Origin of the sequence: Pseudonocardia adelaidensis, from assembly GCF_039543345.1 — a bacterium.
GTDB classification, from domain to species: Bacteria; Actinomycetota; Actinomycetes; order Mycobacteriales; family Pseudonocardiaceae; genus Pseudonocardia; species Pseudonocardia adelaidensis.
In genome coordinates this window covers 1-22,017 of record NZ_BAABJO010000024.1, presented here as the reverse complement: position 1 = coordinate 22,017, position 22,017 = coordinate 1, and the positions used below count along the sequence as shown (strand labels likewise).

Annotated in this window: 23 protein-coding genes; 10 read left to right on the top strand and 13 right to left on the bottom strand. The window is 72.3% G+C overall.

Translation table 11 applies throughout. From position 1 onward, the window contains the following. The first annotated feature begins 33 nt into the window (after positions 1-33). Positions 34-1,572, top strand: coding sequence for a hypothetical protein (locus ABEA81_RS27480; RefSeq protein WP_345608597.1), 1,539 nt, complete (start codon positions 34-36; stop codon positions 1,570-1,572). A gap of 18 nt (positions 1,573-1,590) precedes the next feature. Here the strand turns inward: ABEA81_RS27480 and ABEA81_RS27475 are convergent, their stop codons facing one another. Beyond that, a complete protein-coding gene (locus ABEA81_RS27475; protein ID WP_345608595.1) occupies positions 1,591-2,262 on the bottom strand; it encodes a TetR/AcrR family transcriptional regulator in 672 nt (223 codons plus the stop codon). Positions 2,263-2,552: 290 nt separating this feature from the next. Here ABEA81_RS27475 and ABEA81_RS27470 point away from each other — a divergent pair, with 290 nt between their 5' ends. Further along, positions 2,553-3,683: an inorganic phosphate transporter gene (locus ABEA81_RS27470; protein WP_345608593.1), complete on the top strand. Its 1,131-nt coding sequence runs from the start codon at positions 2,553-2,555 to the stop codon at positions 3,681-3,683. Between the two features lie 14 nt (positions 3,684-3,697). Then, the gene (locus ABEA81_RS27465; RefSeq protein WP_345608591.1) at positions 3,698-3,943 is read left to right on the top strand and encodes a hypothetical protein; all 246 of its coding nucleotides are present in this window, start codon (positions 3,698-3,700) and stop codon (positions 3,941-3,943) included. Here the strand turns inward: ABEA81_RS27465 and ABEA81_RS27460 are convergent. Together ABEA81_RS27460 and ABEA81_RS27455 are read right to left on the bottom strand one after the other, a co-directional pair. Beyond that, positions 3,925-4,899 (bottom strand): prenyltransferase/squalene oxidase repeat-containing protein, encoded by a 975-nt coding sequence (locus ABEA81_RS27460; protein WP_345608589.1) that lies wholly within the window; start codon positions 4,897-4,899, stop codon positions 3,925-3,927. The genes ABEA81_RS27465 and ABEA81_RS27460 overlap by 19 nt on opposite strands. 45 nt (positions 4,900-4,944) lie before the next feature. Then, positions 4,945-5,115, bottom strand: coding sequence for a hypothetical protein (locus ABEA81_RS27455; protein ID WP_345608587.1), 171 nt, complete (start codon positions 5,113-5,115; stop codon positions 4,945-4,947). Positions 5,116-5,329: 214 nt separating this feature from the next. On the opposite strand from ABEA81_RS27455, the gene ABEA81_RS27450 reads away from it, so the two are divergent. Genes ABEA81_RS27450 through ABEA81_RS27440 form a run of 3 tightly spaced genes read left to right on the top strand, consistent with a single transcriptional unit; the run spans position 5,330 to position 9,429 of the window. Further along, positions 5,330-7,297: an MFS transporter gene (locus ABEA81_RS27450; RefSeq protein ID WP_345608585.1), complete on the top strand. Its 1,968-nt coding sequence runs from the start codon at positions 5,330-5,332 to the stop codon at positions 7,295-7,297. 18 nt (positions 7,298-7,315) lie between these two features. Further along, positions 7,316-8,188 (top strand): tryptophan 2,3-dioxygenase, encoded by an 873-nt coding sequence (locus tag ABEA81_RS27445; protein WP_345608582.1) that lies wholly within the window; start codon positions 7,316-7,318, stop codon positions 8,186-8,188. Beyond that, entirely contained in the window at positions 8,185-9,429 is a 1,245-nt protein-coding gene (locus tag ABEA81_RS27440; protein WP_345608580.1) for a kynureninase, read from the top strand. Before ABEA81_RS27445 ends, ABEA81_RS27440 begins: the two co-directional genes overlap by 4 nt. Here the strand turns inward: ABEA81_RS27440 and ABEA81_RS27435 are convergent, their stop codons facing one another. From ABEA81_RS27435 to ABEA81_RS27415, 5 genes are all read right to left on the bottom strand, one after another. Next, positions 9,430-10,437, bottom strand: a complete 1,008-nt coding sequence (locus ABEA81_RS27435) for an ABC transporter substrate-binding protein (RefSeq protein ID WP_345608578.1) — start codon at positions 10,435-10,437, stop codon at positions 9,430-9,432. After that, positions 10,434-11,270, bottom strand: coding sequence for an ABC transporter permease (locus ABEA81_RS27430; protein ID WP_345608576.1), 837 nt, complete (start codon positions 11,268-11,270; stop codon positions 10,434-10,436). The genes ABEA81_RS27435 and ABEA81_RS27430 overlap by 4 nt, the downstream gene beginning before the upstream one ends. Continuing rightward, positions 11,267-12,058, bottom strand: a complete 792-nt coding sequence (locus ABEA81_RS27425) for an ABC transporter ATP-binding protein (RefSeq protein WP_345608574.1) — start codon at positions 12,056-12,058, stop codon at positions 11,267-11,269. Before ABEA81_RS27425 ends, ABEA81_RS27430 begins: the two co-directional genes overlap by 4 nt. 256 nt (positions 12,059-12,314) lie before the next feature. Beyond that, entirely contained in the window at positions 12,315-13,052 is a 738-nt protein-coding gene (locus tag ABEA81_RS27420; protein WP_345608572.1) for a response regulator transcription factor, read from the bottom strand. Beyond that, positions 13,049-14,221: a sensor histidine kinase gene (locus ABEA81_RS27415; protein WP_345608570.1), complete on the bottom strand. Its 1,173-nt coding sequence runs from the start codon at positions 14,219-14,221 to the stop codon at positions 13,049-13,051. Before ABEA81_RS27415 ends, ABEA81_RS27420 begins: the two co-directional genes overlap by 4 nt. A gap of 186 nt (positions 14,222-14,407) precedes the next feature. On the opposite strand from ABEA81_RS27415, the gene ABEA81_RS27410 reads away from it, so the two are divergent. Together ABEA81_RS27410 and proS are read left to right on the top strand one after the other, a co-directional pair. Further along, complete coding sequence (locus ABEA81_RS27410) at positions 14,408-15,391, top strand: hypothetical protein (protein ID WP_345608568.1); 984 nt, start codon at positions 14,408-14,410, stop codon at positions 15,389-15,391. 35 nt (positions 15,392-15,426) lie between these two features. Beyond that, positions 15,427-16,839 carry a proline--tRNA ligase gene (proS, locus tag ABEA81_RS27405; protein ID WP_345608566.1) on the top strand — a complete coding sequence of 471 codons (1,413 nt, stop codon included), beginning with the start codon at positions 15,427-15,429 and terminating at the stop codon, positions 16,837-16,839. Positions 16,840-16,930: 91 nt separating this feature from the next. On the opposite strand, the gene ABEA81_RS27400 is transcribed toward proS, so the two are convergent. Genes ABEA81_RS27400 through ABEA81_RS27385 form a run of 4 tightly spaced genes read right to left on the bottom strand, consistent with a single transcriptional unit; the run spans position 16,931 to position 19,701 of the window. Further along, the gene (locus tag ABEA81_RS27400) at positions 16,931-17,167 is read right to left on the bottom strand and encodes a hypothetical protein (RefSeq protein ID WP_345608564.1); all 237 of its coding nucleotides are present in this window, start codon (positions 17,165-17,167) and stop codon (positions 16,931-16,933) included. Positions 17,168-17,175: 8 nt separating this feature from the next. After that, positions 17,176-18,402, bottom strand: coding sequence for a PP2C family protein-serine/threonine phosphatase (locus ABEA81_RS27395; RefSeq protein WP_345608562.1), 1,227 nt, complete (start codon positions 18,400-18,402; stop codon positions 17,176-17,178). Between the two features lie 38 nt (positions 18,403-18,440). Beyond that, positions 18,441-19,043 carry a dihydrofolate reductase family protein gene (locus ABEA81_RS27390; RefSeq protein ID WP_345608560.1) on the bottom strand — a complete coding sequence of 201 codons (603 nt, stop codon included), beginning with the start codon at positions 19,041-19,043 and terminating at the stop codon, positions 18,441-18,443. A gap of 58 nt (positions 19,044-19,101) precedes the next feature. Further along, complete coding sequence (locus tag ABEA81_RS27385; protein WP_345608558.1) at positions 19,102-19,701, bottom strand: TetR/AcrR family transcriptional regulator; 600 nt, start codon at positions 19,699-19,701, stop codon at positions 19,102-19,104. Positions 19,702-19,759: 58 nt separating this feature from the next. On the opposite strand from ABEA81_RS27385, the gene ABEA81_RS27380 reads away from it, so the two are divergent. Then, the gene (locus ABEA81_RS27380) at positions 19,760-20,581 is read left to right on the top strand and encodes an alpha/beta fold hydrolase (protein WP_345608556.1); all 822 of its coding nucleotides are present in this window, start codon (positions 19,760-19,762) and stop codon (positions 20,579-20,581) included. 35 nt (positions 20,582-20,616) lie between these two features. Then, entirely contained in the window at positions 20,617-21,009 is a 393-nt protein-coding gene (locus ABEA81_RS27375; protein ID WP_345608840.1) for a hypothetical protein, read from the top strand. Between the two features lie 19 nt (positions 21,010-21,028). On the opposite strand, the gene ABEA81_RS27370 is transcribed toward ABEA81_RS27375, so the two are convergent. After that, the gene (locus ABEA81_RS27370) at positions 21,029-21,793 is read right to left on the bottom strand and encodes a maleylpyruvate isomerase N-terminal domain-containing protein (protein ID WP_345608554.1); all 765 of its coding nucleotides are present in this window, start codon (positions 21,791-21,793) and stop codon (positions 21,029-21,031) included. Positions 21,794-22,017 lie beyond the last annotated feature (224 nt).

Sequence of the window (22,017 nt, the reverse complement as noted above, 5' to 3'; positions counted from 1 at the left end):
ATGGACCCCGGCGAGCGAACGCGAGGAGGGGCCATGGCCGCGCTGCCACCGGAGTACCTGGATCCCAACACCCCACCCGACGTCGTGGTGACCGATGTGCTTCCGCCGCGCATCGACGACCCGACGCTCGGGGTCGGGCTCGGTCAGCGCGACCCGGACATCCCGGCTCCACCCACGGACCCCGCCCACCGGCTCGTGACGGTCGGCGACTCCCTCACCCACGGCCTGACCAGCGGGGCCGTGTCGCGCACGGACCTCTCCTGGCCCGCCCTCCTCGCCCGGTGCCTCGACGTCCCGTTCCAGGCCCCCACGTACGGCGGCCCGCTCGGGGGCCTGCCGTTCAACATCGAGGGCCTGCTGCGGAAGCTGCAGGAGCGGTTCGGCGACCGCCTGAACGCCCTCGAGGTGCTGGCGCTGCCGGTCGCCCTGCAGCAGCTCGCCGACCAGAACGAGGACTACTGGGAGCGCGGGGACGGGAGCAGGCCGCCGCGCACCGACGTGCGCTACGACAACCTCGGGATCTACGGCTGGGACGTCCGCGACAGCCTGTCGTACACGGGCGGCCGCGCGACCGCTCGGATCGCCGCCAACCCGGCGCACGACGACCTGCTCGGTGCGATCCCGTCCAACGACAACGACATCGCCGCGTGGTCCGTGCTCGCGCCGTTCGGGGTCGCCGCGACCCAGATCGGGTCCGCCGCGTGGCACGGGCGGGACGGCGGCATCGACACGCTCGTCATCGTCCTCGGCGGGAACAACGCGCTCCGCACCGTCGTCGACAAGAAGATCCTCTGGAGCGGCGACGGCTACGCGGACCTGGACCGCAAGGGCAGCTACAACGTGTGGCGGCCGACCCACTTCGCCGCCGAGTTCGCCGAGCTCGTGGGGGCGGTCGAGGCGATCAGCGCGCGGCGGGTCGTCCTCGCCACCGTGCCCCACGTGACGATCGCGCCGATCGCCAAGGGGGTCAACCCGCAGGCGCCCGGCCAGAAGTGGCGCCCCGGTTCGCGGTACTTCCCCTTCTACGTCGACCCGTGGATCGACGAGGCGGGCTTCGACCCCGCCAAGCACCGGCACCTCACCCACCAGCAGGCCCGCGCCGTCGACTCGGCGATCGACCAGTACAACGCCTCCATCGCCGATGCCGTCCGCGGCGCCCGGCAACGTGGCCGGGACTGGTACGTCTTCGACCTGTGCGGGGTGCTCGACGGGCTGGCGTACCGGCGGTTCATCGCCGACGCCGAGGCCACCGCGCGCCACAGCTGGTCGGCCCGTGCGCTCCCGGAGCCGATCGCGGACCTCGACACCCGGTTCTTCCTCTCCGACCGCACCGGCAGGCTGCAGGGAGGTCTCTTCGGGCTCGACGGCGTCCACCCGACGACCTCCGGGTACGGGATCGTCGCGGACGAGCTCGTCGCGGTCCTCGCCGCCGCGGGCGTGGCCGCCAAGCACGTCGACTTCGCCGCGCTGCGGCGGGAGGACACGCTCAACCAGGACCCGCCGGCCCTGATGACCACGGCGTTCGACATCGCGACACCGTTCCTCGCCCGCCTGGTCTCCCGGAGCCGGTGAGGGCCTGCCCGCCGGTCGTCAGGCGCGCCAAAACGGGCCGGCCCCGTCGCGCCCGACGAGCAGGTCTGGGCGGAGCGCGCCGAACAGCACCGTGAGCAGCAGGTCGGCGGTGTCGGACGGGGGCTCGTCCTTGCGGTTGATGCTCCGCACCAGCAGCAGGTTGACCAGCATGCCGCTGATCTCGCCCGCGGGCGGGTGGGAGCGCAGCTCACCGGTGGCCTGGCCGTGGTCGATGAGCAGCAGCAGCGCCACGTTGACGGGGGCGAGGATCCGCGGGTCACCCTGGTCGTCCGGGTCCGGCGCCTTCCCGACCTTGATCGTGTAGTCGAGCATCGCTGCGGTGAACGCGGCCGTCAGCCCGCGGTGGTACCAGCTGAGGCGCGCCAGCGCCTTGACCTGGTCGATGAGCGCCTCGACCACCGGACGCCGGGCGGCGATGTCCTGCTCGGCCTGGTGGATGTGACCGCGCACGTAGGGCTCGTACACGGCTCCGAGCAGGGCGTGCTTGGTCGGGAAGTGGTTGTACGCCGTGGCGGGGCTCACGCCCGCGGCGTCGGCGATGTCCTCGATGCGCGTCGCGGCCCACCCGCGACGGCTGAATGCCGAGTCGGCCGCTGCGATCAGCGCCGCGCGCGTGCGGATCCGCTTGGTCCGGGCCGCGCGGGCTCGCGGATCGGCCGGCTCGTCCACACCCCACCGTTCCCGGGGGCACAGCCTGCCTGCGCCGCCTCGATTTCGCGGTGACGGTACAGGAGGCCGCCGTGCGGCCCGGTCCGGTCCTCGACGGCGTACGCGAGGGAGTCGCGCGGCGGCACTCCGTGACGGGTACCGCATCTGCGACAATCGTTATGACCCGACCTGTCCTTTTCCTCCGGGAATAGCCGGGTTCCTTTTTCATCGACCGTTCAAGCCGTGTTGGTGCGCGATCCCGCGCCCGGGCGTGACGCTGAGTCGTCCGGTCCGAGCTCGGGAAGGCGCGCATGGACGTCACCTTGATCGTGGTCGTGGTCGTGGCCACGGCCCTCGTCTTCGACTTCACCAACGGGTTCCACGACACGGCGAACGCGATGGCGACCTCGATCGCCACCCGCGCGCTCTCACCGAAGGTGGCGGTGACGATCGCCGGCGCGCTGAACCTCGTCGGCGCGTTCCTCTCGGTCGAGGTCGCGAAGACGATCTCCAGCGGATTGGTCGACGAGGCCAGGATCGGCCCGATCGTGATCTTCGCCGGGCTCGTCGGCGCCATCCTGTGGAACCTGCTGACCTGGCTGCTCGGCCTCCCGTCCAGCTCGTCGCACGCCCTCTTCGGCGGGCTCATCGGCGCGACGCTGGTGGCCGCGGGGGTGAACGCGGTGAACTTCGGGGCGGTCCTGACGAAGGTCGTCATCCCGGCCCTGATCTCCCCGGTGCTCGCGGGCGTCGTGGCCCTCATCGCCACCTACCTCGCCTACCGGATCACGAGGCGCGCCGACGACGGCACCGTGACCCGCGGTTTCAAGCTCGGCCAGATCGTCTCGGCATCGATGGTCGCGCTCGCCCACGGCACGAACGACGCGCAGAAGACCATGGGCGTGATCACCCTGACCCTGATCACGGCCGGGTTCCTCACGCCGGACTCGGGCCCGCCGTTCTGGGTGATCCTCTCCGCCGGACTCGCGATCGCGCTCGGCACCTACATCGGCGGCTGGCGGATCATCCAGACGCTCGGCAAGCGGGTCAGCGAGATCCAGACCCCGCAGGGCTTCGCCGCCGAGACGAGTGCGACGGCGGTCATCCTCACCTCGTCGCACCTGGGCTTCGCGCTCTCCACGACGCAGGTCGCGACTGGCGCCATCTTCGGCGCGGGCGCCGGGCGCAGGCTCGCCGCCGTGCAGTGGGGCGTGGCCGGCCAGATGGCGGTCGCCTGGATCCTCACCCTGCCCGCCGCGGCCGCGGTCGGCGCCGCCTCGGCCTGGCTCGCCTCCACCGGCACCGTCGGGACGATCATCGTCGCGCTGGTCGCCATCGCGCTCGCCGGTGGCATCTACGCCGCGTCGCGGCGCCGCCCGATCACCGCCGAGAACGTCAACGACGTCCCGGCCCCGAATGCGCCCGCCGGCGCAGCAGCCTGAAAGGGGATCTCCTGATGAGCATCGCGTGGGGATCACTGCTCGTGGTGTGCGTGGTGTCGCTCGCGGTCGGGGTCGCGGTCGTCGCGCTCGTGGCGTTCGCGCTCGTCGGCCTCTCCGCACGGGCAGCACAACCCGTCGGTGGGCCGGGTGACGGCGCACGCCCGCCGGTGAGCCCCGCGGCCGGCACCACGATCGCGGCGATCTGCCTCCTGGCGGTCGCGGCGATCGTCGGCTACGGCCTCTACCTGATCGTCGCCTGAGCGTCCCACCAGGCGAGCACCCGGCTGCCGAACAGCGTCAGCCACTTCGACGGCTCCCCCGCCGGCACGTCCACCTCGAACCACACCCGGCCCGGGTGCCGGCGGGCCTGGAGCCACGTGCCGTCCGGCTGCCTGGCGGCGCGGACGAGCTCGATCGCGTCGCCCATCCGCGGGTCCGGGGCCGTGCCGTCAACGAGCGACGCCTGGCGGAAGTACTCGGCCGCGTTGAGCACGCTGTAGAACCAGCGGAACGGGTAGGCGAAGCGGTCGACCCACGGTGCCACGGGCTCGCCCGTCGACAGGCGGCGGAAGAGCCCCCGTTGCAGGAGGTACTCCTCGCCGGAGCGCCGGGCGGCGCGCGTCGCCTCCGTGCCTCCGGTCGCGACGTCGTGGGCGAGCAGCCCCTTGAGCGAGTTGAGCGTCGAGTGGACCGATGAGCGCGCCGACCCCTCCACCCACTCGCAGTTCCAGCCGCCGTCCGGTAGCCGGTGCTCGAGGAACCAGTCGACGATCCCGGTGACGTCGGCCCCGAGCCAGATGCCGTTGGCAACGGTCCAGGCGTTGATGCAGCAGTCGACCTCGCCGCCCCAGTACGGCAGGTTCTGGTACTCCCAGCGGCTGTTCTCGGCGAGCAGCTCGGCCGTGCGGCGCTCGCGCAGCACGGCGGGGTCGAGTCCCCACTCCCGGAGCGTGACGAGCGTCCACGTCGTCGCCGTCCACGGCTGCCCGACCTCCCCCGTGTCGGGGCCGAAGTCCGCGGGGAAGAACGCGCCACCCGCCCACTGCCCGTCCGGGTCCTGGAGCGCGAGCAGGCGCGCACCGAAGCCCTCGGTCGCGATCCGGGCCCGCGTCGCCTCCCAGACCTCCGGCGGTTCATGCACGAGGTCGCGCTCGACCTGCCACCGCAAGGCGGGATCGGAGTCGCGAAGCCAGGTGATCAGGGCGTCGCTCACCACGGGGCAACCCTATTGGCGCTCGTGGCGTTCCGCGGAACGCCGCTGTCAGGCCGCGGTCTCGACCCGGCGGGGCAGCAGCACGAGGCTCATCCCGGCCCGCCAGGACGACCATCGTCGAGATCGGGCGTGCCCCCAGGACGACGCCCGGGCCGCGATTCCGGCGAGCGAGACCGACGCGAACGAGTGCTCGGCACGCCGGAGCCCATCGAGGTCCACGCCGACGTGACCGGGTCCTCACACGCGAGGAAGATCGGCCGGAGGCCGACCCCGGTCGGCGTTGTCCACGCGCTCGACGTCGACACCACCGCTTTTCGATCTTTCCCGGCGAGCTGTCACGTCGATGTCGAGCGTGCGGATGGGTTCGAACTGTTGTCCCCGAAGCTCGGTAAGAGTGTAATTCGCGGCTGGGCACGGGAGGGGGCGAGGCGCTATGGCTGCGTCAGGCCAGGTGACGGGGGACCTCGAGGCACGGCGGCACGGTGTGGCGCGGCTGATCCCGGCGGCGGGGTTCGGCGCGTGCCCGGCCCACCCGGACGTGCCGGCTGCACCGCGGCCGGCGGGCGAGACCGCCGAGGGCGCCCGGCGGTGCCGGCGCTGGACGTTGGCCGTGGTGTGCCTGGCGTCGGCGCTGCTGCTGTTCAACGTGACCGCGCCGAACGTGGCACTGCCCGCGATCGCGGCCGACCTGTCGGCCGGGTTCGCCGCGCAGCAGTGGGTGCTGTCGGCGTACGCGCTGGTCCTGGCGTCGTTGCTGCTGGTCGGTGGGGCGCTGGGCGACCGCTACGGGCGGCGCCTGCTGTTCCTGCTCGGACTCGCAGGGTTCGGCGCCGGGTCGCTGGTCTGCACGCTGGCGCCGGATGCGGGGATGCTGATCGTCGGGCGGCTGGTCCAGGGTGCGGGGGCGGCGGCGCTCTTCCCGTCCGGGCTCGCGCTGATCGCTGCGGAGTTCGACGGGCCGGCGCGGGCCCGCGCGATCGGGGTCTGGGGTGCCAGCGTGTCCGGCGCGATCGCGCTGGGCCCGCTGGTGGGCGGGGTCCTCGTGCAGACCGTCGGGTGGCGCGCCCAGTTCGCGCTGGCCGTGGTCCTGGTGGTCCCGACCGCCGCGGTGGGGATCCGGCACCTGCGGGAGAGCCGGGACGGCTCCTCGACGAGGCTGGACTGGGCGGGCGCCGGGCTGCTCACCGGCGCGATGGTCCTGCTGATCGTGTTGATCCAGCGGGGGAACGCGGTCGGCTGGCTCTCCCCGGTCACGCTCGGCATGGCGGGCGGGGCGCTGGTGCTGCTCGGCCTGTTCGTGCTGGTCGAGTACCGCAGCACGGCGCCGCTGATCGCGCCGGCCCTGATGCGCAACCCCACGTTCCTCGGCGCCACGCTCGTGGCCGTCGTGTTCGCCGCCGCCGGGTTCGCCCCGCTGGTGTACCTCACGCTGTTCCTGCTGCGCGTCCACGGGTCGAGCCCCACGCTCGCGGGCCTGGAGGTCGCGCCGTTCGCGGTGGCGTCGCTGGTGGTGTCGTTGCTGGCGGCCCGGGTGGTGGCGCGGCTCGGGGTGCGGATCTCCCTGGTCGGCGGGCTCGCGCTGTGCGGGGTGGCCCTCGCGCTCATGCTCGATCTGGGCCCCGGGTCCGGTGGGCTGCGGCTGCTCCCGGCGCTGCTGATCTTCGGCATCGGCGCCGGGGTGGTCAACCCGACGATGACGGTCGCGGCGCTCAGCACGGTGGACGCCGCGCACAGCGGGATGGCGTCCGGCATCAACAACACGGCCCGTCAGCTCGGAATCGCGGCCGGGATCGCCGGGCTCGGGGCCGTGTTCGAGGCCCGGCTCGCCGCCGGGACGGGCGATCGGCTCGCGGCAGGTGGAGTGCCCGGTTCGCAGGCCACCGCGGCGGCGGACCTGGCGGCGTCGGGTGACACCGACGGCGCGGCTCGTTCGCTCGGCCGGGCCGCGGCCGCACTCGAGCCCGCGTACACGGCGTCCTTCACCCAGGCGCTGTCGGTCGTGTTCCTCGTGGGGATCGGGATCGTCGCGCTCGGCGCACTGGTGGCCGTCGTCCTGATCCGCCCGATCGCCGCACCCGCCCGTGCCGGTGCGTTCGCCGTGGTCGGCGACGCGGACGGGCGGGCCACGGAGGCGACCTGCACGCACCTCGACCAGGTCTCCCCCGATGTGCCCGCGAGCACCGACCTGGGCTGCGAGGACTGCCTGCGCGACGGCGGCACATGGGTCCACCTCCGCAAGTGCCTGCGCTGCGGCCACATCGGGTGCTGCGACAACTCCCCCGGACGCCACGCGAGCGGGCACTGGCACGCCACGTCGCACCCGCTCGTCCAGTCCTTCGAACCGGATGAGGACTGGGCGTGGTGCTATCCCGACGAGCTCCTCCTCGCACCGGACCGCTGATTCTGGAACCGTGATGGGGTGACGGCGAACGGTGGGAACCTGCGGCCACTCGAGGAAGGGGTGGTCCGGGAGTTCGGCGGCACCGGCGAGAAGGTGAACCTCTCCTACGGGGCCTACCTGCACCTGGACGAGCTGCTGTCGGCACAGCACCCGGTGAGCAGGCCGGTGCACCACGACGAGCTGCTGTTCATCGTGCAGCACCAGACCTCCGAGCTGTGGCTCAAGCTGGTGCTGCACGAGCTGCGGGCGGTGCGCGACCGGCTGCGGGCCGACGAGCTGCGGCCCGCGCTCAAGGGCCTGGCGCGGGTCAAGCACATCCAGCGCCAGCTGACCGAGCAGTGGGACGTGCTGGCCACGCTGACGCCGTCGGAGTACGCCGAGTTCCGCCGCTTCCTCGGCACGTCGTCGGGGTTCCAGTCCTACCAGTACCGGGCCGTGGAGTTCGTCCTCGGCAACAAGAACCCGGCGATGATCAAGTTGTTCGAGCACGACCGCTCGGCGCGCGAGCTGCTGGAGTCGTTGCTGGGCGAGCCCACCGTCTACGACGAGTTCCTGCACCACCTGCACCGGCACGGGCACGACATCCCCGAGCAGCTGCTGCACCGCGACGTGACGCAGCCCTACGCGTTCACCCCCGAGCTGGTGCCGGTGTTCCGCCGCATCTACGAGCACTCCCGGGAGTTCTGGGAGGCCTACGAGGCGTGCGAGGAGCTGGTCGACCTGGAGGAGAACTTCCAGCTGTGGCGGTTCCGCCACCTCAAGACCGTGGAGCGCACGATCGGCACGGTGCGCGGCACCGGCGGTTCCAGCGGGGTCGCGTTCCTGCGCGCCGCGCTGGAGCTCACCTTCTTTCCCGAGCTGTTCGCCGTCCGGACGGAGATCCAGGCGTGACCACGACCCGGACCACGGCCGAACGGGCCGCCGAGCTCGACGCCGCCGACCCGCTCGCCCCGCTGCGCGCCCGCTTCCTGCCCGCGCCCGGCGTCGTCGCCTACCTCGACGGCAACTCGCTCGGCCGCCCGGTGGCCGACGCCGCGAACCGGCTGGGCGAGTTCGTGCACCACGCGTGGGGGCAACGCCTGATCCGCGGCTGGACCGAGGACGGGCCGGACGGCCCGTGGATGGACTGGCCGCAGCGGGTCGGGGACCGCATCGGCGGCCTCGCGCTCGGCGCTGCACCCGACCAGACCGTGCTCGCCGACTCCACCACGGTGCTGCTCTACAAGCTCGCCCGAGCCGCCGTCGACGCCGCCGCGGCCGCCGACCCGGCCCGGCGGGTCATCGTCGCGTTCGAGGACGACTTCCCCACCGACCGCTACGTCGTCGAGGGCATCGCCGCCGAACGCGGCGGGAGCGTGCGCTGGCTGCGGGCGGACATCGCCGAGGGCGTCACCCCCGACCAGGTCGCCGCGGCCGCCGGCCCGGACACGGCACTGGTGCTGCTGTCGCACATCGCCTACCGCTCCGGGTGGATCGCCGACGCTCCCGCGATCACCGCTGCCGCCCACGACGCGGGCGCCTACGTCCTGCTCGACCTGTGCCACTCCGTCGGGGCCGTCGAGCTGGCGCTGGACGCCTGGGGCGTCGACCTCGCCGTGGGCTGCACCTACAAGTTCCTGAACGGCGGGCCCGGTTCCCCCGCGTTCGGCTACCTCCGGCGGGACCTGCACGAGCGGCTGCACCAGCCGATCCAGGGGTGGATGGGCAGGCTCGACCCGTTCACCATGGGCCCGGGCTACGTCCCCGCCGCCGGGATCCGGCACCTCGTCTCCGGCACCCCACCGATCCTCGCCGCCGTCCCGCTGCTCGCCTCCCTCGACCTGCTGGAGGCAGCCGGGATCGCGGCGGTCCGCGCCAAATCGGCGGCCCTCACCGGGTTCGCGCTGGAACTGGTCGACGAGTGGCTCACCCCGCGCGGCGTCCAGGTGATCTCGCCCCGCGACCCGCGGCGGCGCGGTGGGCACGTCACGATCCGCCGGCCCGGGTTCCGCGACGTCGTCGACCGGCTCTGGGCCCGCGGTGTGCTCCCCGACTACCGCGAGCCCGACGCCATCCGGATCGGGCCCGCGCCGCTGTCCACCTCGTTCACCGAGGTGCACGACGGGCTCGCCGTGCTGCGCGACCTGCTCTGATCAGCGCGCGACGTGATCGGCGAAGGTCGTGTCGACGTACTGCTGCTGCGGGATCGGGGTGTCGTACTCGAGCGCCCCCACCTGCATCCACATCCGTTCCATCGCCGCGAGCTGGTCGGGCAGCGGCGCCAGGTTCGGCAGCCACGCGTAGAGCGGCACCGACTTGACCTGCTCGGGCGTCTGGCCGGTCGCGTCCCCGATGATCTTCAGGTTCTCGTCGGAGTAGCGGGCGTCGCCCTGCAGGTCGCGGGCGCCGCGGGCCAGCGCGTCGAAGAACTTCTGGGCGACCGGCGTCTTCGCGAACTCGCCGCCGTACAGGATGCCCGTGCCGGACGTGCCTTCCGGGGTGGTCCAGATCTTCGTCGCGATGCCGTCGGCCACCGCCTGGCTCCAGAACGGGGCCGAGACGAACGCGGCGTCGATGCCGCCGGTCTTCAGGCCGGTCGGGATGTCCGGGCTGTTGAGCTGCACGAACTGCACGTCCTTGATCGTGAGGCCGGCCTCCTCCAGCGCCATGCCGACGTAGAAGGCGCTCGTCGCACCCGCCCCGCCCAGGGCGCCGATCTTGTGCCCCTTCAGGTCGGCGACCGAGCGGATCGTCCCGTCGTCGACGAGCGGCTTGGCCACGATCAGCGCGGAGGCCGGGTTCTCGGTGTCGGCGTCGGCCACCCCCATCGAGCCCACGACCCGGACGTCGAGACCGGACTGGATGGCGCTGAACATGCCGGCGGAGAACCCGGCGAGGACGGCGTCCAGCTTGCCGCTGGCGGCGAGGGGGATCGCGTCCTGCCCCGACTTGACGTTCTGGATGTTGACGGTGAGGCCCGCGTCGCGGAAGTAGCCCTTCGCGTCCGCGACGTAGAGCGGCGCGAAGATCGGCAGCTGCACCACGCCGACGTCGACCGTGGTGTCCCCGGCGCCGTTGTCGGTACCGGTCGAGCCGCCGCCGCACCCCGCCAGGGCCATGCCGAGCACCAGCGCCACCGCCAGAACTGCCCGTCTCCTCATGTGTTCCTCCCCTTCCTGCGTGGACCGCCCGCGTGCCGCCACGGGAGCAGCACCCGCTCGCACGCGATGACGAGCCCGGTGACCAGGGCGCCGATGACCGACACGGTGATGAGCCCGACGAACATCGTCTGCGGCTGGAACAGCTGCCACGAGTTCCAGATGAGGTAGCCGAGACCGTTGTTCGACGCGACGAACTCCACGGCCGTCACGACGATCACGGCCATCCCGGCCGAGACCCGCAGGCCGGTCAGGATCGACGGCGTCGCCCCCGGCAGGAGCACGTACCGGAAGAGCCGCCAGCCGGACGCCCGGTAGGCGCGGGCGGCCTCGAGGATCCGGGCGTCGATCTGCACGATGCCGGCGAGGGTGTTGATCTGGACGACGAAGAAGACCGAGATCGCCACGGACAGCACCTTCGGGGTCTCGGTGAGCCCGAAGATCAGCAACAGCAGCGGGAGGATCGCGATCTTCGGCAGCGCGTACAGCGCCGTGAACGTCGGGCCGAGCGCCGCGCGGACCGGGCGCCACACGCCCATCAGCAACCCGACGAGGATCCCGGCGACCGCTCCCAGCAGGAGCCCCACGACGAGCCGCGCCGCCGTGGCGCCGACGTGGATCCACAGCTCGCCGCCGACCACCATCTCCCACCCGCGGGCGAGGATGCGCGACGGCGGGGTGAACAGCCTGCGGTCGAGCGCCCCGGTCAGCGCCGCGACCTCCCACGCCACCAGCAGCACCGCGGGCGTGAGGACCGCCAGTCCCAGGTCGCGCAGCTGCAGCCACCGGTGCCGCCGGTACTCCCGGTCGACCGCCTCGTCCAGCGCCGGTGTCATGACAACCTCAACGAGGCCTGCACCTCGTCGCGCAGCGACTCCCAGATCTCCTGCCGCATCCGCGCGAACTCCGGCGCGGACTCGACCTCGATGCTGCGCGGCCTCCCGAACGGGACCTCCAGGACGTCCTTGATCCGGCCCGGACGGGCCGACATGACGACGACCCGGTCCCCGAGCAGCAGCGCCTCCTCGATCGAGTGGGTCACCAGCACCACGGTCTTGCGCTCGGCCTCCCACAGCCCGACGAGCTGCTCCTGCATGAGGGTGCGGGTCTGCGCGTCGAGGGCGCCGAGCGGCTCGTCCATCAGCAGCGACGGCGACCCCGTCGAGAAGGCCCGCGCGATCGCGATGCGCTGTCGCATGCCGCCCGACAGCTGGTGGGGGTAGGCGTCCTCGAAGCCCGTGAGGCCGACCTCGGCGATCCAGCGGCGGGCATGCTCCTCGCGCTCCCGCCTCCCGACCGACGCCATCTGCTCGCCGAACGCGACGTTCTGCAGGACCGTGAACCACGGGAACACCCCGTGCTCCTGGAAGACGAACGCGGAGCGCGGCACCCGCCCCTCCGGGAGGTGGTTGCGCACCTCGCCGACGGTCGGGGTCTCGAGCTCTCCGAGGATGCGCAGGAGCGTCGACTTCCCGCACCCGGACGGGCCGACGATGCAGGTGAACGACCCCGTGGTCAGGCTCAGCGTGATCTCGGCCAGCGCCTGCACCGGGGTCCTGCCGACGAAGATCTTCGAGACACCGGTGACGACGAAGGCGTCCTCGTGCGTCGGCGCTGATGTCATGCGGCGGTCCTGTGGCGATCGGCCTATGGGGCGTGCGGCAACCGGGGGTGGAACGTTGCCACGACCGGTTCAGCATTGCAGTAGGGTCACGCGCGGTCGGAGGCAGGCTCCGGCCTACTCCGGTGGGGGGATGTCATGAACCACATCGTGCGGAGCCGCACACGCAGGGCGATCGTCGGGGTGGCCCTGCTCGTCGGGAGCGTGGCTGCCGTCGTCGGTTCGGCGCACCTCGCCGATGCGGCGCAGCCGCGTCCGGTCACGGCGGTGTCGGCAGCCGACACGGATCCGAGCGACCCGGTGGGTACGTGCTGGTACACCCGGGCCTGCGCGGAGTGACGAGGCCGCTCTCGTAGGCCGTGATGACCGCGTGCACGCGGTCGCGCAGGTCCAGCTTCATGAAGATCCGCCCGACGTGGGTCTTCACCGTCACCTCGCTGACGTGGAGGTGCTCCGCGATCTCGGGGTTGGTCAGGCCGCGTGCGATGTGGACGAGCACCTCCGTCTCGCGCGGGGTGAGCCGGGCCGGCAGCTCCGACGCCGCCGAGCGCTGCTCGGGCCGCGCGGCGAACTCGGCGAGCAGGTCACGGGCGACGGCCGGTTGGAGCCAGGCATCGCCCGCGGCGACGGCGCGGGTGGCGGCGAGGAGGTCGGCGGGCGCCGAGTCCTTGAGCAGGAACCCGGACGCCCCGGCGCGCAGCGCCTCGTGCACGGTGCGGTCGACGTGGTAGGTGGTGAGGATCAGGACCTTCACCGGCCGGTCGGCGTCGCCCGCGAAGGTGTCCGCCGTGATGCGCCGGGTGGCCTCGACCCCGTCCATCACCGGCATCCGGACGTCCATGATCACGACGTCGGGCTGCAGGAGCCGGGCCTGCTCGACGGCCTCGCCGCCGTCGCCGGCCTCTCCGACGATCTCGACGTCCGGCTCGGCGTCGAGCAGCATCGCCAGCCCGCTGCGCACGAGCGGCTGGTCGTCCGCGACGATCACCCGGATCATGCGGCCACCGGGGCACCGACCGGCAGCGTGACGGCGACGCGGAACCCGCCGTCGGGCAGCGGGCCCGCGGTGAAGCGGCCGCCGACGGCCGCCACGCGCTCGTTGAGGCCCATCAGTCCGTAGCCGGATGCGTGCGGGCGGATCTCCAGCGGTCGTGACGGGGCGTCGTTCGTGATCGAGAGCTGCAGCTCGTCGTCGGCCCACCGCAGCTCGATGACCGTGGGCACACCCGTGCCGGCGTGCTTCACGACGTTGGTGAGGGCTTCCTGCACGGTGCGGTACGCGGACAGGTCCGCGCCCAGGTCGAGCGCCCGCGGCAGGCCGTGCCGGACGACGCGGACCGGCACCCCGGCGGCGAGCACGCGCTGGACGAGGGCGTCGAGCTCGTCCAGCCCGTCCCGGGGCTGCGTCTCGGCGTCGTCCGCCTGCTGCCCGTCGACGCGCAGGACCCCGAGCATCCGGCGCAGCTCGACCAGGGCCTGGGTGCCGGCGCCCTCGATGTCGGCGAGGGCCTGCGCGGCACGGTCCTGCTTGCCCGCGGCGAGCACGCGGCGAGCACCCGCTGCCTGCAGGGTCATCACGCCGACCGAGTGGGAGACGATGTCGTGCAGGTCACGGGCGATCCGGGTGCGCTCGGCCGTGAGGGCCTCCTGCGCCGCGCGGAGCCGCTGCTGCTCGAGGAGGTCGAGCTGTTCGTGGTGGGCCCGGGCCCAGCGACCGAGGCTCCACGCGCCGGCGTTCACCAGCGACAGCAGCGTCAACGACGCGGCCAGCACGGAGAACACCAGCTCCGGCGGCGCCCCGGCCACCTCGCCCGCGGCCAGGATCACCGTCGGCACGAGGCTGATGGCCAGCGCCCAGACCCCGGTCGCGCGCGACGCCTGGTTCGCCACGGTGAACAGGGCGATCACCAGCCCGACCACCGGGCCGTACGAGGGGATCGCGACCGCCGCGATCACGGCGTGCACCCACAGCACGGCGAACACCACGAGCGGTGCCCGGCGGCGCCAGAACAACGCGGCGAAACCGGCCACCGCGTACCCGGCGACCCAGGCGGGGAACTCCCCGGGGCCGGAGAGGACCTTGGAGAACCCGACCAGGTCGAGCGCGCATCCGCCCGCAACGACGAGCAGGTCACGCCAACGGACCCAGCCCTGGGCGGACGTCATGAGCGCATCATTTCGCACCGGAACCGTCCCGGTCGTCCGCCCCCGGTAGGACGCCCCGGATCCGTCCACGGGTGGACGCGCTGCCGCGTTGATCATTAGATCCTGCGCGCCGTCCTGATCGACGCACCCGGCTCGATCGAGTACAGCAGACGTGGGGGACCCGTGAAGTACTTGCCCGTGAGGTTCATGCATCGATGTGCCGCCGTGCTCGCGGCGGTCACGGTCGTGGCCGGGGGCACCGCGTTCGAGGCCCAGGCCGCCCCCGCCAAGTCCGCGTCGTTCGGCCCGACCGTCATCACCGATGTCCCGAAGGCGCCGGACACGACGAAGGGCGAGAAACCGATGCAGAAGGTCGTCCCGATCGGGACGATCAGCACCGAGCTCCAGGAGGGCAAGACCGCCTACGTCTACTCCACGATCGACGCCTCGGACGCCGCCGACGTCAACCTCATCGACAACGAGGTCCGATGCTCGGGGGCCAGCACGGCGAGCGTCGTCATGGGCGAGAACGTGTTCCCGGGCAGCACCTCCCCGCTGCGCAAGATCACGGTTGTCACGCGCTTCCTGGTGACGGCGCGGAGGTCCGGGACGCTCACGTGCACCCAGTACCTGCGCACGGCCTCGACATCGCCGAACGTCTCGCGGGAGACCGTGAGGAGCGAGGTGAGGTTCGCCTCCGAGGACGTCGTGGGCGACGTGAACGGCGTGGCGCTCCAGCGATCCCTGAAAGAGGGCACCCCGCCCGTGACGACCTCGGTCGCGACCCCCGTCCTCAGCGGCAAGCTCCCGGCGGGCCCGAAGCAGTTGGCCGTCATCGCGGACGTCGAGTTCCACCGCTGCGGCAACGAGTGCACGGAGCGGGTCCGCTTCGCGCTGACCGTGACGACCTCGGGCGGCGCGAACTGCGCCTCCGCTCCGGTCGCCCAGATCGAACGCACCCTGCAAAGGGGCATCAACCACGTCGCGGTCCCGCTCTACACCATCGTCCCGCTGAAGCCCGGCTGCACCGACTTCCAGGCCAAGGTGACCACGACCCACCTGGCGGGCAACCCCGGCACCATCGGCGGCCCGGCGAGCGGGCTCTGCGACACGACCGGCCCCAACGGCTGCCCGGCCCCGCAAAAGAACCACGAGTCCGCGATGACCCACATCTTCGCCGTGCCGAGCTAGCGATAAGCGGTTGCCGCCGGAGCTACGGTCCGATCGTGGCAAAGGCCGTACTCACCCCGCAGGCGGAGAACTTCCCCGCCTGGTACCAGGACGTCGTTGCGCGCGCCGAACTGGCCGACAACGGTCCGGCGCGCGGGACCATGGTCATCCGACCGTGGGGCTACGCCATCTGGGAGCTCATGCAGGCCGACATGGACCGGCGGATCAAGGCGACCGGTGCCCAGAACGCCGCGTTCCCGATGTTCATCCCCATGAGCTTCCTGGAGAAGGAGAAGCAGCACGTCGAGGGCTTCTCCCCGGAGCTCGCCGTGGTCACCCACGGCGGCGGGGAGGAGCTCGCCGAACCGCTGGTGGTGCGCCCCACCTCCGAGACCGTCATCAACCACTACTTCGCCAAGTGGGTGCAGTCCCACCGGGACCTGCCGCTGATGATCAATCTGTGGAACAGCGTGGTCCGCTGGGAGATGCGGCCGCGGGTGTTCCTGCGCACCACCGAGTTCCTCTGGCAGGAGGGGCACACCGCCCACTCCACCTACGAGGACGCGGTCGAGGAGACCCACCGCATGCTGGAGGTCTACCGGCGGTTCATGGAGGAGACCCTCGCCATCTCCGTCGTGGTGGGCGAGAAGTCGCCGGGCGAGCGCTTCGCGGGCGCCGACCACACCTTCACGTGCGAAGCGCTGATGCGCGACGGCAAGGCGCTGCAGATGGGCACCAGCCACAACCTGGGCCACAACTTCGCGCGTGCCTTCGACATCCGGTACCTGGACGCAGGCGGCGAGCGCCGCCACGCCGCCACCACCTCGTGGGGCACGTCCACCAGGATGATCGGCGGAACGATCATGGTCCACGGCGACGACCACGGGTTGTGCCTGCCCCCGGCGATCGCACCGCACCAGGTGGTGGTCGTGCAGCTGGACGGCGACAGCGCCGGGGCGGCCCGGCGTGTCGAGGCCGAGCTGCGGGGTGCGGGCGTCCGCGCGCACGTCGACGCCCGCACCCACACCTCCTTCGGGCGCCGCTCCGTGGACTGGGAGCTGAAGGGCGTGCCCGTCCGGATCGAGCTCGGCGCGCGCGAGCTGGCCACGGGCGAGGCCACCCTGGTGCGCCGGGACGACCGCAGCAAGAGCACGGTGCCACTGGACGGCGCCGCGCGCGCCGCCACCCATCTGCTCGAGGAGGTCCAGGACGCGCTGCTCGCGCAGTCCCGGACGTTCCGCGAGCAGCACACCCACCCCGTCACCGACCTCGACGAGTTCGCGCGGCGCGTCGGCGACGGAGGGCTCTTCCTCGCCGCCTGGTCGGGCACGGAGGAGTCGGAGCGGCAGCTCGGCGAGCGCACCGGCGCCACGATCCGCTGCATCGTCGACGCCGCGCCGCCCGCGCCCACCTGCCTGATCAGCGGCCTGCCCGCCGCGCACACCGTGCTGATCGGCCGGGCCTACTGATCGGCGCTGCGGCGGATGAGCGGCGGAGCCGCTTTGTGGGAGCACGCCGCCGGCACCGCTACCGGCACCGCTACGCAAAGCATTTCAACAGTCACAAATCGCCCGGGTCGTCGCGGAGCGTCAGCACGGTCCGCAGCACGTACTCGACGGCCGTCTCGAACGCGCCACCCCGCAGCTCGTCCCGGGCGGCGAGGTTCCGCGACGCGAACTCGAGGGCCTGCTCGGGGCCGAACCGGCGGACGACCATCGCGGCGATCTCCTCGAGGTCGAGGCCGGGGTGGTCGAGGCGGACCAGGGCGAACTCGACGACCAGCTCGTCAACGGTCACGGCGCCGCTCATCCGATCAGCGGATCCGCCGGCAACCGCGACAGCATGAGGACGGCGACGTCGTCGTCGGCCTGGTCGCTGCCGAGCAGCTCGAACATCACCTTCCCGCAGACCGCGTCCGCCGGACCCGGGCAGAGCGCCATGCACACCCGTTCTATCCCGACGTCCGGGGAGAGACCTCGCCGTTCGACGAGGCCGTCGGTGTAGAGGAAGAGGCCGTGTGCGGGCGCCAGTGGGATCTGCGTGGTGCGCCGCCTGCGCGTGGGGTCGACGCCGAGCGGCAGGTCGGGTGGCAGGTCCACCACCTCCGCGGCACCGTCCGGTGAGACCGAGATGGGCGGCGGATGACCGGCGCACGACGCGAGCAGGTGGTCGTGGGACGGGGGCATGACCGCGCACAGGGCGGTGGCCATCACCCCCCTCTCGAAGTGCCGCACGTGTTCGTCGAGGTGGGTGAGCAGGTCGGCCGGGTCCTTGGTCTGCAGCGCGTACGCACGCAGCGCCGTGCGGATCCGGCCCATGGCGGCGGCCGCCGCCAGGCCGCGACCCGCCACGTCGCCGACGACGACGTAGACGTACCCGGACGGCACGTCGAAGACGTCGTACCAGTCGCCCCCCACCTCCCCGCCGCCGCCGGGCGCGTACCGCGTGGCGAACTCAAGGCCCGGAACGACCGGGAGCTTCGCGGGCAGGAGGCTGCGCTGCAGCGTGGCTGCGGCCGCCCGCGACACCTGGATCTGCCCTGACTGGATGGCGAGGGCCACGCGGTCGCCCGCGAGCTGGAGGAGCACCGCGTCCTCCCGCGTGAACCGGCGGGACGACAGGCTCCCGACGTGCAGGACGCCGATCACCTCACCGCCCGACAGCAGCGGGACGCCGAGGAGGGAGTGGATCCCCTTCTCCCGCAGGATGGGGTTGAGGACGTTCGAGTGGTCGACCTTCTCGATGATCACCGGCTCCTTGTCCGCGGCGATCCGGCCGGCGAACCCCTTGCCGAGCGGGATCCGGACGCCCTGGCGCACCTCCTCCTCGATGCCGCGGGCCGCCGTCGCCACGAGGTACTGCTCGGACTCGTCGAGCAGGAGGACGGCGGCGGTGTCGACCCGCAGGAGGTCACGCACCCGGTCGAGCAGCTCGACGAGCATCTCGTCGACGCCGAGCTGCCCGAGCGCGGTGTCCGTGACCGCCTCGATGCGACGGAGCCGCTCGCGCGGAATGTGGGCTTCCGTCGCCATGGACGGAGACTATCCCGAACGGCGTCTCCGATGGCGGATCAGACGTTGCCCTTGACCTCGTCGTAGCCGACCTTCCCCGGGGCCTCGGTCGGCGCGTAGATCACCCGGATCACGCCGGTCGGGAAGGTCTCCGTCGCCGTCACCGCCATGTGGTAGGGCGTGTCGCCGTCGTCGAACAGCCTGCGGCCCTTGCGCGCCGCCACCGGGTGCACGAGCAGGCGGAGCTCGTCGACGAGTCCCGCGGCGAGCAGCTGCTGCACGACGGAGATCGAGCCGGGGACGAGGATGCCCTTGATGCCCGCCTCGGCCTTGAGCGCGGCGACGGATTCGACGAGGTCGCCCGCGATCAGCTCGGAGTTGCGCCACGAGAACTCGAGCGGCTGGCGCGAGACGACGACCTTGCGCATGTCGCCGAGCTGCTTGGCGAGGGGTGCGTCCTCCTCGCCCGCCTCCTCGCGGCCGGGCCACGCCCCCGCGAAGCTGTCGTAGGTCTCGCGGCCGATGAGCAGCACGTCGGAGGTCGCGTAGTCCTCGGTGACGGCGCGGCCCATGTTCTCGTCGAAGTACGGGAAGTGCCAGTCCGGGTCGATCTCGGCGACGCCGTCGGCCGTGGTGAACTGGGTGGAGATGACCTTCGCCATCGTGGTGTCCCTTCGCATCGGGTGCTGTCGGTGGGTAGACCGACGCGCTACCGGAAGCTCATCGGTCCGGCGGGTGGACGCGCAACCCGCCGACGAGCGCGAGCACGGCGGGCTCCACCTGGCGACGCATGGCGGCGGGGTCCTCGGCGTTGGCGATCAGCAGCGCGGCCTCGCCGAGCGCCCCGATGACGAGGTGCGCCAGCGGCCGCACGTCCTGGCGGGCGATCACGCCCGCGTCCATGGCGCCGCTCAACGCTGCGGTCACCAACCCGAGCCCGTGGCGCTCGTCGATCTCGCGCCACTGCGACCAGCCCAGCACGGTGGGCGCGTCGACGAGCGTGACCCGGGCCAGTCTCGGGTCGGTGCACGAGTCGAGGAACGCGCGCACACCGGCGTCGAGCAGCACCTCGGGGTCCGCGACGCCGGCGAGCCCGGAGGCGATCTCGGCGACGAGCTCCTCCTCCAGCTGCTCGTGCACGGCCCGGAACAGGTCGCGTTTGCCCTGGAAGTGGTGGTAGAGCGCGCCGCGGGTGAGCCCGGCGCGCGCCACGATCTCCTCGGTGCCCACGGCCGCGTATCCGCGGTCGGCGAACAGCTCGCGGGCCACGCGCAGCAGCTCGCGCCGCGTCTCGTCGGCACGCTCGTCCCTTGTTGACATACCGGCTGCATGTTAACGTCGAGACTCAGATACAGGTTGTATGTGAATGGAGCCCGCCATGCCGCAGGTGCAGCTGCCCCAGGGCACGATCCACTACGGCGACAGCGGCTCGGGCCCCGTCGTCCTCCTCGTGCACGGGCTGCTCGTGAACGGCTCGCTGTGGGAGCGGGTGGTGCCGCTGCTGGCCGAGGACTTCCGGGTCGTGGTCCCCGACCTGCCGCTGGGCTCGCATCCCGAGGCGATGCACCCCGACGCCGACCTGTCGCCCGCCGGGGTCGCCCGCCTCATCGCCGACTTCATGGACGCGCTCGACCTGGCCGACGTCACCCTCGTCGGCAACGACACCGGCGGGGCGATCTGCCAGCTCGTCGCCGCCGACCACCCCGAGCGCCTCGCCCGGCTCGCGCTCACCAACTGCGATGCCTACGAGAACTTCCTCCCGCCCGCGTTCCGCCCGCTGCAGCTGCTCCCGCGCATCCCCGGGGGCATGTGGCTGGCGGCGCGGGCCATGGCACTGCCCGTGAGCAGGTGGGTGTTCGGGCTCCTGGCGGCCACCCCGATCCCGCCCGCCCTCGTCGACGGCTGGGTGGGGCCTGCGCGCCGGGACCCCGGCGTGCGGCACGACGTCGGCAAGGTGCTGCGCCGCATCACCGCCCGCGACACCATGCGCGCGATCGCGGTACTGCGCGGGTTCGACCGCCCGACGCTGCTGGCCTGGGGCCGGGACGACCCGTTCTTCGCCGCCAGCCACCCCGAACGACTCGCGACGGACATTCCCGGCGCGCGGTTGGTGTGGATCGAGGGGGCCAAGACGTTCGTGCCGCTCGACGCGCCCGCCCGGCTGGCCGAGCTGATCCGGGACCCGGACGCCACACTGTGATCGTGCTGCCCGCTGCGGTCTTCACCTGGCTCGGCATGGTGCTGGCCATCTCGTTCCTCGAGGCGCCGCTCAAGTTCCGCGCCCCCGGCGTCACGCTGCGCCTGGGGCTGGGCATCGGACGGGTCGTGTTCGCCGCGCTCAACCGGGTCGAGGTCGCCCTGCTCGTCGTGGTCGCCATCGCGCTCGCCGTCGGTCCGCGTACGCCCGTGCTGATCGGGATGGCCGTGGCCGTGGCCGTGGTGCTGGGGGTGCAGCTCGGGCTGGTGCGCCCGGCGCTGAACCGTCGGTCGGACCGCGTGCTCGCCGGCAGCGACGCCGACGTGGAGGCGCCCCGCTCCCGCCACCACCTGGTCTACATCGCGCTGGAGATCGTGAAGGTCGTCCTGCTCGGCGCCCTCGGCGCCACCGCGCTCGCCACCATCGCTTGAGACGGCTGATCGAGGCTGGTCACGGCAGCAGGTGCTCCACCAGCTGATCCACGTCGACGGGTCCCCCGGCAGGCCTCAGCTCCGGCGGCACGCGCCCCCAGAGGACCAGGAGCCGGTCGGCGACGTCGAGCTCGACGACGGGATCGGCCGGAGCGGCCGTCGCCTGCGGAACCAGCAGGGGAGCCGATCCACGCCGGATCAGGACGTCGTCGAGACCCGCGCTGCGCAGTCGGAAGGAACCGACGGAGAACGCCGCCGTGCTCCAGCGCTGCGCCTCGTTCAGCGCGGGGATGGCGGCGAAGGCGGCCAACGCGTGATCGGTGAGGCGGGGCTCGCTCATGAACATGCGGCTGAGGGCGTCGTCGCCGACGAGGTCCCAGCGGTGCAGGGCCGCTTCGCTGTGGCTGTGAGCCCGCATGCGGCCTGCCGTCATGGTCCAGCCGGTGTACTCGAGCGCGTCCTCGGGATCCATCGCGGCCACGTTCCTCTCGAACCGCGTCGCCTCGATCAGCAGTCGATCGCGCAGCACCTGACCGTCGAGCTCCCTGAGCGGCGCCTCGCGTTCCTCCCAGGAGCGGGTGGCACGGCCCGGCAGGCCGGCCAGGTGCTCCTCGATCAGGTCGGCTCGTTCCTGCGCCGCGCCGGTGATGTGCGCGGCGATGCTGTGGGCGCTCCATCCCGCGCACCACGTGGGAGCAGTCGGTTCGAGCCGGGACAGCGACCCGATCAGTGCCGCCATGGCCGGGTCGGTGATACCCCCGTTCCGGTCCGGTACCTGCCGCATGCCCCTGTCCTCCATCGTGACCGCCGAACTCGCGGGATGAGGATTCCGATGCTGCCGACCACGACGTTTCCCGCGCTGGCGTTCATCGGACATTGTCCTAGTAGCGTGTCGCCGCTAAATCGGGTGCTATGCGGTGTATCGGTGCTCGGCAGCTCAGTTCTGCTGCTGAGAGGATGGGTGCTCGATGCCTCGCCCGAAGGTGTTCCCGGTCGGTCTGTCGGCTG

Coding starts and splice junctions, on each gene's coding strand:
- ABEA81_RS27395 (WP_345608562.1), bottom strand. CDS start 18,402: ATGGCGACGGAAGCCCACATTCCGCGCGAGCGGCTCCGTCGCATCGAG.
- ABEA81_RS27370 (WP_345608554.1), bottom strand. CDS start 21,793: ATGCGGCAGGTACCGGACCGGAACGGGGGTATCACCGACCCGGCCATG.
- ABEA81_RS27390 (WP_345608560.1), bottom strand. CDS start 19,043: ATGGCGAAGGTCATCTCCACCCAGTTCACCACGGCCGACGGCGTCGCC.
- ABEA81_RS27430 (WP_345608576.1), bottom strand. CDS start 11,270: ATGACACCGGCGCTGGACGAGGCGGTCGACCGGGAGTACCGGCGGCAC.
- ABEA81_RS27380 (WP_345608556.1), top strand. CDS start 19,760: ATGCCGCAGGTGCAGCTGCCCCAGGGCACGATCCACTACGGCGACAGC.
- ABEA81_RS27410 (WP_345608568.1), top strand. CDS start 14,408: ATGCATCGATGTGCCGCCGTGCTCGCGGCGGTCACGGTCGTGGCCGGG.
- ABEA81_RS27415 (WP_345608570.1), bottom strand. CDS start 14,221: ATGACGTCCGCCCAGGGCTGGGTCCGTTGGCGTGACCTGCTCGTCGTT.
- ABEA81_RS27375 (WP_345608840.1), top strand. CDS start 20,617: ATGGTGCTGGCCATCTCGTTCCTCGAGGCGCCGCTCAAGTTCCGCGCC.
- ABEA81_RS27420 (WP_345608572.1), bottom strand. CDS start 13,052: ATGATCCGGGTGATCGTCGCGGACGACCAGCCGCTCGTGCGCAGCGGG.
- ABEA81_RS27435 (WP_345608578.1), bottom strand. CDS start 10,437: ATGAGGAGACGGGCAGTTCTGGCGGTGGCGCTGGTGCTCGGCATGGCC.
- ABEA81_RS27385 (WP_345608558.1), bottom strand. CDS start 19,701: ATGTCAACAAGGGACGAGCGTGCCGACGAGACGCGGCGCGAGCTGCTG.
- ABEA81_RS27450 (WP_345608585.1), top strand. CDS start 5,330: ATGGCTGCGTCAGGCCAGGTGACGGGGGACCTCGAGGCACGGCGGCAC.
- ABEA81_RS27470 (WP_345608593.1), top strand. CDS start 2,553: ATGGACGTCACCTTGATCGTGGTCGTGGTCGTGGCCACGGCCCTCGTC.
- ABEA81_RS27425 (WP_345608574.1), bottom strand. CDS start 12,058: ATGACATCAGCGCCGACGCACGAGGACGCCTTCGTCGTCACCGGTGTC.
- ABEA81_RS27480 (WP_345608597.1), top strand. CDS start 34: ATGGCCGCGCTGCCACCGGAGTACCTGGATCCCAACACCCCACCCGAC.
- ABEA81_RS27465 (WP_345608591.1), top strand. CDS start 3,698: ATGAGCATCGCGTGGGGATCACTGCTCGTGGTGTGCGTGGTGTCGCTC.